The organism is Pedobacter sp. ASV12 (assembly GCF_016429155.1).
GTDB lineage: Bacteria > Bacteroidota > Bacteroidia > Sphingobacteriales > Sphingobacteriaceae > Pedobacter.
On the sequence record NZ_JAELUC010000088.1, the window covers coordinates 1 to 15,876 of the forward strand.

11 protein-coding genes are annotated in these 15,876 nt (G+C 44.4%); 5 read left to right on the forward strand and 6 right to left on the reverse strand.

Annotation, left to right across the window (positions count from 1 at the left end):
- Positions 1-181 (forward strand): hypothetical protein (locus JHD69_RS16530; RefSeq protein WP_199141453.1); only part of this gene is annotated, 181 nt, incomplete at its 5' end.
- Positions 182-500: 319 nt separating this feature from the next.
- On the opposite strand, the gene JHD69_RS16535 is transcribed toward JHD69_RS16530, so the two are convergent.
- From JHD69_RS16535 to JHD69_RS16560, 6 genes are all read right to left on the reverse strand, one after another.
- Entirely contained in the window at positions 501-1,259 is a 759-nt protein-coding gene (locus JHD69_RS16535) for a hypothetical protein (protein ID WP_233165983.1), read from the reverse strand.
- A gap of 74 nt (positions 1,260-1,333) precedes the next feature.
- The gene (locus JHD69_RS16540; protein WP_199141455.1) at positions 1,334-1,678 is read right to left on the reverse strand and encodes a hypothetical protein; all 345 of its coding nucleotides are present in this window, start codon (positions 1,676-1,678) and stop codon (positions 1,334-1,336) included.
- A gap of 146 nt (positions 1,679-1,824) precedes the next feature.
- On the reverse strand, positions 1,825-2,139 hold the full coding sequence (locus JHD69_RS16545; RefSeq protein ID WP_199141456.1) for a hypothetical protein: 315 nt from the start codon (positions 2,137-2,139) through the stop codon (positions 1,825-1,827).
- A 314-nt stretch (positions 2,140-2,453) separates the two neighbouring features.
- The gene (locus JHD69_RS16550) at positions 2,454-3,179 is read right to left on the reverse strand and encodes a hypothetical protein (RefSeq protein WP_199141457.1); all 726 of its coding nucleotides are present in this window, start codon (positions 3,177-3,179) and stop codon (positions 2,454-2,456) included.
- Between the two features lie 11 nt (positions 3,180-3,190).
- The gene (locus JHD69_RS16555) at positions 3,191-6,472 is read right to left on the reverse strand and encodes a DUF6443 domain-containing protein (protein WP_199141458.1); all 3,282 of its coding nucleotides are present in this window, start codon (positions 6,470-6,472) and stop codon (positions 3,191-3,193) included.
- Positions 6,473-6,485: 13 nt separating this feature from the next.
- Positions 6,486-10,178, reverse strand: coding sequence for a hypothetical protein (locus tag JHD69_RS16560; protein ID WP_199141459.1), 3,693 nt, complete (start codon positions 10,176-10,178; stop codon positions 6,486-6,488).
- Positions 10,179-10,553: 375 nt separating this feature from the next.
- Here JHD69_RS16560 and JHD69_RS16565 point away from each other — a divergent pair, with 375 nt between their 5' ends.
- From JHD69_RS16565 to JHD69_RS16580, 4 genes are all read left to right on the forward strand, one after another.
- Positions 10,554-12,422, forward strand: coding sequence for an ABC-F family ATP-binding cassette domain-containing protein (locus JHD69_RS16565; RefSeq protein WP_199141460.1), 1,869 nt, complete (start codon positions 10,554-10,556; stop codon positions 12,420-12,422).
- Positions 12,423-12,424: 2 nt separating this feature from the next.
- The gene (locus JHD69_RS16570; protein WP_199141461.1) at positions 12,425-12,676 is read left to right on the forward strand and encodes a CBU_0592 family membrane protein; all 252 of its coding nucleotides are present in this window, start codon (positions 12,425-12,427) and stop codon (positions 12,674-12,676) included.
- 70 nt (positions 12,677-12,746) lie between these two features.
- Positions 12,747-14,609: a tRNA uridine-5-carboxymethylaminomethyl(34) synthesis enzyme MnmG gene (gene mnmG, locus JHD69_RS16575; protein ID WP_199141462.1), complete on the forward strand. Its 1,863-nt coding sequence runs from the start codon at positions 12,747-12,749 to the stop codon at positions 14,607-14,609.
- Positions 14,610-14,824: 215 nt separating this feature from the next.
- Positions 14,825-15,751 carry an Ig-like domain-containing protein gene (locus JHD69_RS16580; protein ID WP_255530708.1) on the forward strand — a complete coding sequence of 309 codons (927 nt, stop codon included), beginning with the start codon at positions 14,825-14,827 and terminating at the stop codon, positions 15,749-15,751.
- Positions 15,752-15,876: the final 125 nt, after the last annotated feature.

Sequence of the window (15,876 nt, forward strand, 5' to 3'; positions counted from 1 at the left end):
CCCCCCCCCCCCCCCCCCCCCCCCCCCCCCCCCCCCCCCCCCCCCCCCCCCCCCTTTTCAAGCAGAAGACGGCATACGCGATCATGAGTACTGTCTCGTGGGCTCGGAGATGTGTATAAGAGACAGGGTTTCGGCATTATACAATAAGGCATCGGCCGGACTATTACCCGGGTCGCGATGAAGGAACTCTATATATTTATCATAGGTAGCATTTATGGCTATCCTAGCAATGCTGTATTTGGAAAAATTCGCAAAGAAGTAATTATCTGATGCCGGCACTAATGTATAAAAAGTGAATCCCTTACTATCTTTCTTTCTTAAAAACTTTTGTAAGCTTAGATAAAACCCTTTACTATATATTTTATCAAATTCAAACCCTGTATATATTGAAAACTCTTTAGTGAAAGGATTTTCAACAATATCTATTTCTTTCTTAAAGACTCGCTTTAATTCATTAGTCGCATCGATGTATTCTTGCTCCGAATCAATAAACTCCAACATTAATTATTTCCTCCATTTAATCTTATTTTTAAAATCGGCTGCTTTGTTCCATTGCTATAATCTGCGGAAGGACCTGATGTTCCGCGAGATGTTTGCGGGCTTTCTCTCACAGAATATTTCGCTTCACCTTTCGTATAATTTATAACCCTTCCATCTTTACTCACTGTTTTAGTAAAACCGGATTTTTCCAGGTTCGTACCAAATTCCCCTGAGTTAACATTAGTTTTGATATTCCTAAGACTATTTTTTCCGGTTGCTTCCAGGTATTCTGATGATTTAGCCGCTCCTTGGGTGGCTTTAGCAAGCTGACCAGCCTCTTCGGCAACCTTGGCACCTCTTCTTATGCCATTAACAGCATCAATAGCCAAACCCGCCCCTTTACTTCCTACGGCTCCTTCAGCTATACCGTATAAAACTTGTCCTACAACTTCTCCCTTCTCTCCTGCATTTCCATTTACAAGCTTATCCATTCCACCCGAAACAGCATTGTTGAAGCCTTCAACGGCTCCCGAGGTATTTGTCCCCAATTTAGCATCAAGCAAGGGAAGTGTAGATGAGCCTGCTGGGCCTTGGGACATTGCCATACCTAATGCCAAGTTGCCCGTTGCCTTCCAGGTTTCACCCTTCCAAGCCCCATCGGTTACAAAATTCCAAGTTCCTTTCGCCCCTGTTGCAATGCCTCGTCCTACCCCCTTTATAAAGTTCCATGCATCATCGCCAGGACCATCAGGCAACCTTCCATCCGGATCGGTAAGCATGATGGGGTTATTAAACACATAGATATAAGGCGAGGTGCTTTCTTGCCCTGCTTCGACCAACGGATCCACCACGTTCACCTTCCAATTACCGGGTCGTAGAACCTTGCACCGTAGTCGTAAGCCTCCAGCTCGTACTGCAGCTCCTTGCCGTTGTACAGGTACTTGTTCTCCAGCGATACGGGGCTACCTGCGGACTTCCTCAGGCCGAACGGATAGTAGTTATCCTCCTGTAGCTTGCGCGCCGCACCGCCGTAGATGTCGAAGGTATAGCGTACGTTGCCCAGGTTGTCGGCCAAATTGTAATGATAAGTATAGGTTCCTCCATTGTTCTGCGCCTTGCCCGCCTCGGTCTGGATGAGGTCTATGGTGCCGTTTGTATACTGGACACCGTCAACATAGTCCGTAAAGGTTCCACTCACCGTGTTTGCCTTCCCCAGCTTGGCTCCAGTGGCGTCGTAAAGGTAAGCCAGGCTGATGCCCCCGCCCGATATCGTTGTTTATTAAGGTTTTATTTTTTTGGTCTTTTGCATTGCTGTACACTAATAACAAAATCTCATGTCATCATTTAGAGGTCTATGGTCTTCAATACCTCTTTGCTGATCCAAAATTTTCTTCTCCCAATTTCTACCTTTTGGCACATTTTCTTTATAAAACGGACAAGCTCTCCATAATAGCCCTTAAGTTCATTTGGAACCTTAAACTCTTCATAGCTATCATAATGTATGAATTTCTCATAATAGTCGATTATGCTAACTTTGTAGGGTATTGTAGCATCTTCCGCATAACCCAAATAGAACGAGGCATCGATATAAGGCCCTCCTTTCCTTTGGTATACAGAATATTTGGGTTCTTCAAAGAACCTGTTTTTCGATACGACCAAAGGCTCCATTATAAAGCTGTCATCTATTAAAAAAAACCTATATTTTTATCTTTCAAATATTTGAAGAATTCTATTGTATCTCTTAATACCTCGTATTCTTCTGTTTCATACAAAAGGTCTGGGATTATCTTTGTACCTTTTGAAAGGATATAATTAATCACGGTTGCTCTTTCCTCGTCGCTGATGTAAAATTCGAATCTTGCCATGGGTCAATCTTCTGTAATGCATATGATTTTTTATTTAATAATAACAAGATTAATCTCCTTTGCGAGATCGGATTAAATACTTTAACATATATTACTTAGATAGAATATTTAATCATCAAAAGAGTAGTCTATTTTTTCTCTGTTTAGGACTTTCTTTGCTTTCTCAATAATATCATTTATAGCTAGTTTATTTGCAAAAAGCTGTAAGCTTGTTTCCACATCTCCTCCATCTCCTCCGATTTTTAAGAATATCCCATCAATTGCATAGTCTCTAATTATAGCTAAGTGATCCAAACAATCTAATCTACCGGTAAGATATCTATCATATACTTGGGCTTGAACCTGATTTTCGAGTAAATCTTTATTGCTCAATATCATAATACTATTTGCGCTATTATAAAGAGTCTCAAAAATTTCTTTTGCATACGGTGGCTTTACTTTGGCTATTGCTATAATTAATGATTCCGTTTGACTAATGTCTCTTTCAAATGAAATATACTCTCCACCAAAAGCTTGTTTTGAAAAAATTCCTTTGTAGCTTTTCAGCTTACTTTTAGGAGAAGGTCCTTGTTCAATAACCAAAATATAGGAGGCCAAACCCATCTCTTCTAAATAATTTAGAACAAAGCGTTCAAAACCCTTTCCAATAGCCTCTCTTTTTTCCAAACTTCCCTGAGATCCAGGAAATATGAACTCCGCTACCTCTATCGATTCAAATTTTGTTTGTTCTTTGATTCTACTTGGATCATAGCAATCAACTATATTCCAAGCATTGATTTCTCTAGCATGATTTAAAATATTTGAGTATTTTTTTATTTTAACGTTTATTGTCATTTTAAAAATTTCTAATTTTTTATAACATTATGATGTTGGTCTAGTTTCTTTCCCGCTTCACCTGCATTAAAATGTTCTCCTTGGCTTCCACCATCTTTATATAATCTAGCATTATCTTTTCTGATTTGAACTTTTTTGCCCTTACTATTGGTATATTGAGATACCTTTAATGACTTATTAGTGCCTTTTTCTTGAACTTTAAATGTTTTCTCAGGCTGTTGACTTCTTGGTACTCCATTTTGGTCTTTTGCATTTCTGTATGCCTCCTTATTGGTGTTACTATTTGTGTCTTTTTTCCCATCAAATTTCTCTTTTTTACTGTTATTCTGGTTATCACTACTGCTAGCATATCCTTTCTGCTTATTCTTCAAGGCATTTGCCATTATAAAAGAACCCGCGGCAAGTTCTACAGCACCTTTTCCTAATAATATTCCAGAACCTGTTGCCGAAACGCCGGCTACTGGCGTACCTACTCCTGTTAAAGCCAATCCGCCTGAAGCAAGCAACCCTGTCCCTCCAGCGGCTACATTTATGGTTCCATCTGCCATAAGACCGGCAGCTACAACCAGAGAGATATTGTCTGCATTTCTAAGAGCCTGATTATAATCATTTACGTTTTTCGGCTTGTATTGACTTCTAAAATTTGAGCCTAAAACATTGTCTGCAAAACCAGTAAGGTAGCCCATAATTTTATCCCCAGGCCCCTCGCCGTTTTTATCTTCATATCTCACAGGGTCGTTCCCTGCATAAAGATAACCAGACCAGTTCACATAGGTTTCAGCTTGAGGGTCAATCGTTGTAAAACGTCCTATGTATGGATCATAGAGCCTTGCGCCATAATCATACTGCCCCAGTTCTTCTTGTAATTCTTTACCATTATAAAGATATTTATTATTACCTGAAAAATCTATCTTTCTTAATCCAAAAGGATAATAGTTATCCGCTTGTCTCTGCTGGAGATTTCCAGCAGTTGGATGTTTGTAAAAACTATAACGAACGTTGCCAAGGTGATCAGTCAGGTTATATTCATAACTATAGGTGCTCCCATTATTTCTGGCAATACCATTCTCGGTCTGGATAAAGTCTATACTACCGTTAAGATATTGAATGCCATCGATATAGTCAACCGTCTCTGAAGTGGTATTATTTATCTTTTTTAGCTTAGTTCCAATGGCATCATATATGTAATTTAGATTTACACCTGTTTTTACCACACTTGTTGGAAGATTCAAATAGTTATACGTAATTGTCGCTCCATTTCTTCCATCAGTAATGGTATTTCCATTACCATCATAAGTATAAGTCCCTGTAGCTAATGGCCCTCCGTTTATAGCAATCAGCTTATTCCCGATATAACTATAAGAACCAGCAATACCGCCATCTCGACTTAATGAGGTAATATTTCCCATATTATCATAGGTAAGCGTTTCGCTCATGGCAATTCCAGAACTAGATCCATTAGTTAAACGGTTCAATTTGTCATAACCATAAACAAAGGCGTTTGGAAAACTATTTCCCGAGCCCCAAAGTTGGCCAGAGATATTCCCATTATATTGTGGCACCGTACCATCTTCATATTTCAACAACATGCTGAACTGGTTTGAGATTGTGCTTTTAGGCCAATCTCGTTCATTAAAAGTAAAATCGCTATGTTGCAAGAAATTCATACCTCCATCGGTGCTATGCAAGCTTCTTCTAACTAGTTGGCTGATTTCATTATAATCATCCTTGCTCAATATAACTTCACCTTGAAGATTGATATCCTCTTTTGTCAATATTTTACGTCCCAAATGATCATAAGTATAAGCATTGGCAATAACGGTCGTGTTGACACCTTTTACATGCGCACGCTCCGTGCTAGTCAGTTCGCTAGCAAAGTTCCAGGTATTTGTTACTCGATCGGTGCCTCCCAGGTGGTTCTGGGCTATGGTTTCCTTAACCCGGCCATCCTCGTCGTAATAGGTCAACGCCCATTCTGAGCCTGCGCCGTCGTCATGATAAACTCTTGTGCCTGTCTCCAGTCCCCTTGTCTTCGTGCTTATCGACGATGACGGAGGCAATGTAGCGCCCATGCCCAAGAACGAATAGTCATCGTAATAACTTAGCACAGCCCATTTGGAGATGCCGGCAGTTGGAATGGCATTGTTGGTATAGTCCGTGGTCCCGTTGCTTTCCCTTTCCTCCCAAAGGCGGGACTGCCCGTCGATGCTCCATTGCCAGGCGTCCCTCGAAGAGCCGCTGGCCAGTATGCCCGTAATCACGGTCCTGCCCAGCGCGTCGTACTTGGCAAAGGCCCATTGGCCATTGCTGCGCTGCACGCTGTCCTGTGTGAGCACCGCCTGGTCGAGTTTGTTGTACACCAGATGCTCCCAGCCCTTGCTTGGGATTTTTTTCTCTATCAGTCTTTTCCTGCCGTCGTAATGATAGCCATAGATATAGTTTTTAAACACAGCATCTGACTCAGAAAAGCTAGTTACCGAAACCGCAGGAGGGATTACATAAGCTAAGTTACCGTAAACATCATAAACGTAGTAAGTATCTAAAGATGTCGTTTCATCTTGCCAAACTCTTTTGAGAATCGGATTTTCTTCCGTGTCCTCAAACACTTCTGTCGTACCAGAAAGACCACTAATCCAATTTTCGTTTCGATCAATTGTTTTATACAAACTTCCCTTATCATAGAAAGAAGATGAAATGGCTCCAGAAGTAGTAACATTCCACATACGAACCTCATTGAGGCCATTAATAGCCCTAATCGTCTTCGCTGTATGGCCAGAACCGGCTATGCTGGCACTGTAAGGTTGCCAGGGCGCACCCGGTGCGCCCTGCTCCAGAACGCGCCCCAACGGGGAAGGCTCCATCACCGAAATGCTGTACGGATAGGGGGTCTTGGCCACATTGGCGTCCCATCCCGTCGAAACACCGTAGAAGCTCGCCTGGTTCGCGACGCCACCCGTTTTATAGGCTCCATCGCTTGCCGTCTGCTCTGCATAGGGCAGGTATTTTTTGGTCTCGCGCCCAAAGGCGTCGTACTCGGTCACCTGCACCACGTCCCGCTGCAGGGGGCTGGCCTTCCACTGCACCGTCTGGACGGGCCTTCCCAGCCCGTCGAGGTACTGCACGGTGCGGTTCGCCTGCCCCACGGGCAGGCCTGTGAGCATGGAGGCGTCGGTTTTGCCGGCCACCTTGACGATGGTTTCCATCGTGTAGTTTTTGTCGCCGCTGGGGCTCTGGGCAAGGCCCCTGAGCGAGGCCAGCAGGAGTATGTTGAGGAATAGATATCTTGTTTTCATGGATGCGTTTCGTTTAGAGGTAGGCGATGTTGTCGAGGTTGATGGTGGCTGTGGCCCCGTTCAGCGTTACGCCGGTAAGCGTATAGGTGGACGTTGTATTGTCGAACCCGGCAGAGTAGGCGCCGGATACCACATAGCAGCTGGCCCAGCCCAGATCGGTCCACGGGTCCCAGGCCATGCCCGATACCGTGATCACGAAGCTGTAGGTACCCTGTGGAACGGTAATGCCCGCCTGCAGCTGCGCCGTGTTGTAGGTGTAAAGCGTGGTGCCGCTGCCGTCCTTGATCGCCAGCGAAGAAATGTAGGCAGAAGGTGTGCCACCCGGCGTATAGGGCGTGGTCCAGTTTAGGTAACTGATGGCGGTTGTTGGTCCACTACTCCCTCCTCCCGTCTCTGCTGGCTGACCGGCCAAATGGTATGAATAGTTCTTCACAATATTGCCGTCCTGGTCCTTCACGTTCTTCAACCGGTTGAACTCGTCGAACTCGCTGTACGTGGTCAGCCCCTTGGCATCGGTAGAGGCCGAAATGCCTACCCCGCTCTTGTACACATAGGTCCCCAGCTGGGCGTCTTTGGGATGGATGCGCACGTCGTCTATGGCATCGCCCAGGGCAAGCGTAACAGCCCCGGTGTAGGCCTGCTCCTGGTATTTCCAGGTGCCCCCGTCGCGGTACCAGTAGCTCAGCACGTAGGCGCGCGCGTTCGGGATGCTCCACGAAACGTAGAAGTCGCCGCTGTAGAACTTGCCGCCGGTATGTGCCGTTCCCGAACTCGCGCCGCTGTATTCCTCGAAGTTCTCATGGTAGAACTCGGTTGGCAACGCGTTCTTCGCTTCGGCAATTACGTAGTTCTTTTGCCCATAAGGCGTGGTATAAAGTAGGTTAGAAGGATAGGCCCATTGATAGGAAACCGGGATGCCTCCGGTCAATTGCTGGCTGACCAGGCGCCCTGCGCCGTCGTAGCCGTAGGCCACGCGCTCCTCGTAGCGGCTGTCGCTGAGAAGGCTGCTGTACTTGGTCCCGCTCATGCCTTCGCCATTGAGCGCAGCTATTCCCTTCGTGGTCAATGCATACTGCTTCACGGGCTTGAAGCTGGAAGTGCTGTATTCCGTGATGCCTGCGCTCACCAGTACCGAATCCGTACCTGTCTTCCGCCAGACCTGCTGTTCCCACGCAGGCGTCAGGATATGCGCTGCGGTGAAGGCCCCGCTTACGCCGGTGGTATAGCTGTCGGGGTATTTGAACTTGCTGATCAACTGGTCGCCATTGGATGCAGTGGTCCTTGTCATTGTCAGGTTCTTGGTGTCGGCCAGGTCGTAGCTGTTGTTAGTTACCGTAACCAGCGAGTCGGTGCCTTCGTAGCTCACCTCCCTGGTCTTTTTCAAGTATCTGAACGCTTGATAGTATTGGTCTCTTGTAGGCGTAAACAGCTTGGTCGAATCACCGTACATCCCTCCAAGGTTTACCACCTCAAAATGCTGATAAACTTTAATTCCATTAATAGTCACTCCATCCTGTATGCCATATTCATATTCAGTTTTGCTAATCGGAACCTTGCCCCCTGAGGTGTTTTTATATTTGGTAACCTTAACCGGTTGTATACCTGCATAATAGCTGTCGTAGGAAACATAGTCGCTCCTGGTTGTCAGCGTCTCGCCATCTCCAACTAGGTCTTCGAATACAGTGTTGTAATAGTTCGGGCTACCCCATGTCGGCCCTTCGGAGATAAAAGAACTATAGTTCATGGCATGGGTGTCGTGGATAACGCTGGTCGTTTCGACCGTCCGCTGGGTAAAGGGCTTCACATCGTAGACCGCTTCTGCCGAATGACCGGTAGAAAATCCAGCGCTGTTTACATAGCGGTAGCTCTTCTGTGTGGAAACCCCCACAACAGGATTGTTGGTAATATTTTTTACCCTGATGCCTCCTGCAGGCTTGCCTTCGATGGGTGTGGTTGTATTGTTCCTATAGCCAACGGTTGCAGTCATTGCGTTTTCGTATTCGTCGATATAGGTCTGCACATAGTAGGTTCCCGCCGAGAGGTTGAAATTGAACATCATGCCTCCGTCATCCCTATCGTGAAGAATTTTCATCGTTCCTACAAAAGAATATATCCCTTCTTCTTCCTCCCTATACAGCCTGGCATCTATAGACCCCTTCGGCAAACTATCTAACGGAACGGATTTTGGGTTACGAATCAGGTTAATCCCTACCGTCTGATCAAAATTAATGCTAAACTTACCACTCTCGAAGTCTGATTCAAAGCTGCCTAAGGGTGTACCGGGAGGTCTGTTCACATAGCTGGATAAGCTACTAAGTGTTTTTACATAATCAATGCCGTTGTAGGCCACATTACCCTCGTATTCGAAAGCGGTATTGCCTCCCGTTGGGTAAGTGATTTTCTTGAGCGCACCCGCCTGTGCGTTTATTGGGTTAGGGTCGCGGTTGGGCCCTCCGGGATAGATATCCCCTGGGATCATGGTCGCGCCGAAATTGCCTCCGGCGTAATAGCCGAAATGGTCTACAAAGGCATTGGATTTGTCCGGGTATGCACCGCTTTCGCCGATGTATTCGAAGCTGTGCACCTGTTTCTTCACGCTGTCGGCCAAAATGCCACTGGTAGGCCACTCTTCCAGGGCTTTGAGTTTCAGGTATCTTTCAAGGTAGTTTGTCGAGGTTCCGAAGTAACCGTATTTCAGTTTAAAGTTCTTGATCTCGTTGCCCGAATTGTCGGATATAGAAATCGCACTTAGCGCCGCTGCCGATGAGGCTACGTCTGAACGCGAAGTTCCCGAAAAATCCACCGTATATTTTTCTGAAACGATCTGAACCAGCCTTTTCGGGCTGATCTTGGAAGGCGTAGCGTAGGTAGCAGGATAGAGCGTCGAGGTTGCGCCCCAAAAGTATTCGTCAAACTTCTTATACGTTTGGCTGTTCGTACCAACTTGGTCATATTGGCTCTCACTGGTATAGATAAACTTGATGGTTTCGGTTCCGGCAGCATTGGTAATCGAACTCAGGTACCAGGAAGAATTATACGCCGTAGACCCCGGGGTTTTGAGCTGCGTAGTTTCGGTGACATTGAATTCATACTTTGTTCCGTCTTCTGCAGTAATGGTAAAGCCGGATGTGCTTCCAGTTATCTTCAGCTTTTGGTAGGGGAAGCAATAAAAGGTTCCTCCTACAAGCATGAACTTGCCCGAATAGCCAGCAAAATTGAAGCTGTACAGGTCGGGTTCGGCATCGACGTTTCCATCGGCGATGTTCTTCAGGAAAGCCTGGTCGGTACTGATGTCTCCGATTGGCAGGTTGACCTTGCTCTGTACGGCCGCATCCTCGAAATTGTTTCCTGACGTTGATATATTGTCAACCTTGCCCTTCACTTGGCGCGTAATCACACCACCAGCCTGCAGGCTCCATCCAAGGCCTGTCCAGCCCACAGGGTTTGAAGGCTTGAAGCCATCGTAGCTGTAGCTCAGCGAAATCGGTACGCTTAACTCATGCCCAGAAACGTTAAATATTGGTATCGAAAAGCTCGGGGCTCCGCTCGACTGGTTGATGGAAGCGTCGCCAAACCTCCCGAGTGTACCTGCGGTAGCCGACGGGCTGATCAGGTCATTACGCATGTAGTTTGCCGTATTAGTTTGCGCAATCAACTGCAGATGCACAGCAATCGCCACGCACAGCAACAAGAATTTTTTATTCATAGGATAGCCAGTTAATTTAGATGAAATATAATTGCTAAGTCGGCTTTAAAATTAGCACCCCTTTTTCGAATAAAAAAATTTTTTGCTCAATCGTGCTTTTCGCAGGACGAACGATATCTAGGGCTGGATGAACATGCTTTTTTACAGGATATTATGATTCCAAAAATCAACAGATTTTGTCTGATTTTATTCCAAAAAAGGATAGATTCTGCTTAAAATCGAATTTTATATCCATCATCATTTTTGGTTCAATTTTGAATCTTTTTGTCACTCATCCCTCCTATTTGTCCAGAACAATCATTATCAGCACCATAGGCCGATTTTATTGATTACTTTTGCAGCAATTTTTAATCCGATAAACCGTTACAAAAGACTTTGAGTACACTAATCGCAGCCGAAGGCCTTGGCCATGGCTATCACCAAGAATGGCTTTTTAAAAATCTTACCCTGGGCATCAATGCAGGTCAGCGCGTAGCGTTGGTTGGCATTAACGGTGCTGGCAAAAGTACGCTCCTTAAACTGCTGGCCGAGCGCTTCGAACCGCTGGAAGGAAAAATAGTAAAAAACAAATCTGTTAAGATCGGATTCCTCGATCAAGAACCCGTTTTTCCAGAAGGCTACTCGATCAGCGACTTTATTTTCTCTATGGATAACAAGCAGCAACAGTTAATTAGAGAATATGAAGAATTAATTGAACAAGAGCATCCTAATGAAGAAATGCTCAATCACTTATACGGTGAATTAAGCGAGCATAATGCCTGGGAATACGAACATCAAATTAAGACGATTTTAAGCAGAATGGGCATCAACCACCTGCAACAAAAAATAAATACACTTTCTGGCGGGCAGAAAAAACGTTTGGCTTTGGCCAAATTGCTCATCGAAGATCCTGAAATCTATGTTTTGGATGAGCCAACCAACCATTTGGACATCGATACCATCGAATGGTTGGAAAAACTGCTGACTACCGGAAGCAAAACCATTTTGTTGGTTACGCACGACCGCTATTTTTTGGATAATGTTTGCAATACCATTGTAGAACTCGACAGAGGAAAAATATTTAACTACAACGGCAATTATGCTTATTTTTTGGAAAAGAAAGCTGAAAGAGAAGCGGCAGACGAAAGCACCTTTCAAAAGAACAAAAATTTATTAAAAAAAGAGCTCGAGTGGATGCGCCGGATGCCTGCTGCCCGTACCACCAAATCGCGCTCAAGAATTGATGCCTTTTACGACTTGGAAGAAAAAACCAAACAGCGCGCAGACAACAAGCAAGTAACGTTGAATGTCAAGATGTCGAGGCAAGGCAGCAAAATTTTAGAGCTAGAGCATATTGCACAATCTTTTGGCGACAAAAAAATCATCAACGATTTTTCTTATACCTTTAAAAGGGGAGATCGGATTGGCCTAGCCGGGAAAAACGGCACAGGGAAATCTACCTTGCTTAACATCATTACCAATCACCTCCAGCCTGAAAAAGGAAAAGTTGATATTGGCGAGACCACGGTTTACGGCTATTACAAACAGGGCGGTTTAGCTTTCAATGAAAAAGAGCGGGTGATTGATATTGTCAAATCAGATGCAGAATACATCAAGATGGCCGATGGCCAAACCATTTCGGCCTCTGCCCTACTTACCCTGTTCTTATTTCCACCAAAAAAACAACATGGCCTGGTCGAAAAACTAAGTGGTGGAGAGAAAAAGCGTTTACATTTGATGAAAGTCTTGATGCAAAATCCAAACTTCCTGATTTTGGATGAGCCGACCAACGACCTCGATATTGATACATTGAACGTATTGGAAGAATTTTTAGAAAACTTTCCAGGTGTACTGATCTTGGTTTCGCACGATAGGTATTTGTTAGATAAGATGAGCGAGCAATTGTTTATCATGGAAGGCGATGGCGAAGTAACCATTTACAACGGAAACTACTCAGAGCATCGTTTGAGTTTAGAGGTGGCCAAAGACGCTACGCCTAAAAAAACTAAACAAGAAAACATACCCGCTCCTATTGCGGTGGTCGCCAAAAAATTAAGTTTCAAAGAACAAAAAGAACTGGAAGATATTGAGCAGGAAATGGCGAAGAAAGAAAGTAGGATTGCTGAGTTAACTAAAACACTGGATGAAATAAACAGTGCCGATTATTTAAAAATTCAAGAAGTTTCTCAAACCATAGCAAAAATCAACGAAGAGCTCAATCCCTTGATGGAACGCTGGATTGAGCTTTCCGAAAAAACAAACTAAGCATGAGACCATCAGATCTAATTGCTACCATAGGCGTAAGCCTCCTACTAATTGCCTTCTTTTTGCAAAGCCTGAAGCTAATCAAAGCAGAAAGCTGGAGTTATGGCATATTAAATCTGTTGGGTGCAGGCATTGCAGGATATGCTTCTTGGCTGATTTCCTTTATGCCTTTTGTGATTTTAGAAAGCGTTTGGAGCGCTGTCGCGCTCTACGGACTTTTTAAATTATTTGTCAAAAAGAAAAGTTCCACGTGAAACAATGAATTTTTCTGCTTGAATTTTGATTAATTTTGTACTGTTTCACGTGAAACACAAAAATAAATAGATGTTTAAAGAATACGATGTTATTGTTGTGGGGGCTGGCCATGCCGGTTGCGAAGCCGCTGCTGCCGCCGCAAACCTAGGCTCGTCGGTGTTATTGATTACCATGAATATGGAAACCATTGCACAGATGAGCTGTAACCCGGCCATGGGCGGTGTAGCCAAGGGACAGATTGTTAGAGAAATTGATGCCATGGGTGGTTATTCGGGTATTATAGCCGACAAAACCACGCTCCAATTTCGCATGCTCAACAAGTCGAAAGGGCCTGCTATGTGGAGCCCAAGGACGCAAAATGACAGAAAACGCTTTGCCGAAGAGTGGCGCCTAGCGTTGGAAAGAACACCAAATGTAGATTTTTGGCAGGAAATGGTGGGAAGTTTATTGATTAAAAACAATACCGTTGTTGGCGTGAAAACAGCCCTTGGCGTAGAAATTTACGGCAAAGCTGTTGTGTTGACCAATGGTACTTTTTTGAATGGCATTATCCATGTTGGCGAAAAGAAATTTGGAGGTGGGCGCACAGGCGAGAAAGCGGCTACTGGCTTAACCGAGCAATTAACCGAGCTAGGTTTTGAAGCCGGCCGTATGAAGACCGGAACTCCCCCACGCGTTGATGGCAGGTCGCTTGATTATACTTTAATGGAAGAGCAATGGGGAGATGAAAACCCAGGGCGTTTTTCTTATACCAATGTAGAAATTCCAAAAGATCAACGTTGCTGCTGGATTACTTATACCAATGCCAATGTACACGAAACGCTCAAAGAAGGTTTCGAAAAATCGCCCATGTTTACTGGCCGAATCAAAGGTCTGGGCCCTCGTTATTGTCCATCTATAGAAGACAAAATCAATCGCTTTGCTGAGCGCGAAAGGCACCAGATCTTCGTAGAACCAGAAGGATGGAACACCTGCGAAATCTATGTCAATGGTTTCTCTACCTCCCTACCCGAAGATGTACAATATAAGGCCTTAACCCAAATCCCAGGCTTCGAAAAAGCCAAGATGTTCAGACCGGGCTATGCCATTGAATACGATTATTTTCCGCCTACCCAACTCTCCTTGACTCTCGAAACCAAATTGATCAGCAATTTGTTCTTTGCCGGCCAAATTAATGGAACTACAGGCTATGAAGAGGCTGCTAGTCAGGGGTTTATAGCCGGAATCAATGCCCATCAGAAAGTAAATGACGCCCACGAGCTCATTATGAAGCGTTCCGAGTCTTATATCGGTGTTTTGATTGACGATTTGGTTACCAAAGGTACGGAAGAACCTTATCGGATGTTTACTTCGAGGGCCGAACACCGTTTGCTCCTTAGACAGGATAACGCCGATATCAGGCTCTCCCCTATTGCCCATAAACTTGGCCTCATCAGCGACGAACGCTTGGCCATTGTTAACCAAAAGATAGCCAACGCCGATGCCATCGTTGCCTTTACCAAAGAGCAAGCCGTACAAATGAGCGAAGCCAACAGCCTGCTCGAAAGCTTAGGTACAGCGCCGCTTAATCAAAATGTAAAACTTTTCAGTGTGTTGAGCAGACCTCAGGTCAGTATCGAAGACATCAGAAAAGTAAGTTCTTCGTTTGATCAACTTTTAAATAACTTTGATCAGGAAACGGTTGAACAGGCAGAAATCAAAATCAAGTACGAAAGCTATTTTGAAAAAGAAAACGAGATTGTAAACAAAATGCAGAAGATGGAAGACAAATCCATCAACCCTGATTTCGATTACAACCAGTTGGTTTCACTATCCAAAGAGGCGCGTGAAAAGTTGTTGAAAATCAAACCGCGAACTTTAGGACAAGCTTCTCGCATTTCTGGCGTTTCTCCTTCGGATATTTCGGTTTTAATGGTACATATCTCGAAATAATCGTAAATTGATTGATAATCAACTATTTAATTATAAAATTACAGACTTCATTAAAAGCGATATAAGCGATTTTTAAATATTTTTAATATAATCGTTCCAAAATGAGGTAAAAATCAACAGAGGTCCTATAAATGCCGAAAAACGCAAAGCATTCAAAAAATCAGATTTTATACCTGGGTATTTTTCTAACTTCCCTTATTTTGGGCTGTGCCACCATGAGAACTCCTGAAGGTGGACCCAGAGATAAGAATCCACCCAAGGTTTTGAAAATGGAACCAAAAAATTTGACCACCAATTTCAACGCCAAGAAAATCGTAATAGAATTTGACGAATACATCAAACTCAACAACGAGTTTAAGGAATTTTCGATTTCGCCCGAACAGGAAAAACCACCGGTACTCAAAGCCAAGCTCAAGCGCCTGGAAGTTACGCTTCAGGACAGTCTCGAAAAAAACACTACTTATACCTTAAATTTTGGTAAGGCTATTACCGATGTAAACGAAGGAAATATCCTGAAGAATTTTACCTACGTGCTTTCTACCGGTCCTACCCTTGATTCGTTGAGCATTAGTGGCAAGGTAAGAAATTCGCTCACCGGTGCGCCCGAAATAGATGCTACTGTTTTTATTTTTCCTTTAGAACGCGATAGTTTATTTGGCAAAAAGAAACCTTCTATTTTTACCGCCACCGACAGTAGCGGCAACTATAAACTAAACAACCTTAAAAAAGGATCATATAAAATCTACGCACTAAAGGAAAAAAGTGGCGACAGGATTTACCAGCAACTTAATGACGAAGTTGGTTTTATCAAAACGCCTTTGGTATTGGATAAAAACAATTTAGATAGCATCAACCTCCAAATATTTAAGGAATTGGCCGTTAATTTTAGGGTACTGGATAAAAAGCTAAACAACGACGGTAGCATCAGCATGACTTTTAACCAGCAACTCAAAAAGCCCGAGCTTACTGTAACCGAGCCTGCCAATATAGACCTCAATAAGAAGGTAAAATTTAACAAAACCAACGACTCAGTTAAGGTTTGGCTTACCGATATGGGTTTCGATTCGGTTAAGATTGCTATTAAAGATGAAGGCAAATTACTGGAAACCGAAAAATTTGGCCTGTCTCTTATACACATCTGACGCTGCCGACGAACCACGACATGTGGTGGTGGGGGGGGGGGGGGGGGGGGTGTTGGGGGGGGGGGGGGGGGGGGGGGGGGGGGGGGGGGGGGGGGGGGGGGGGGGGGGGGGGGGGGGGGGGGGGG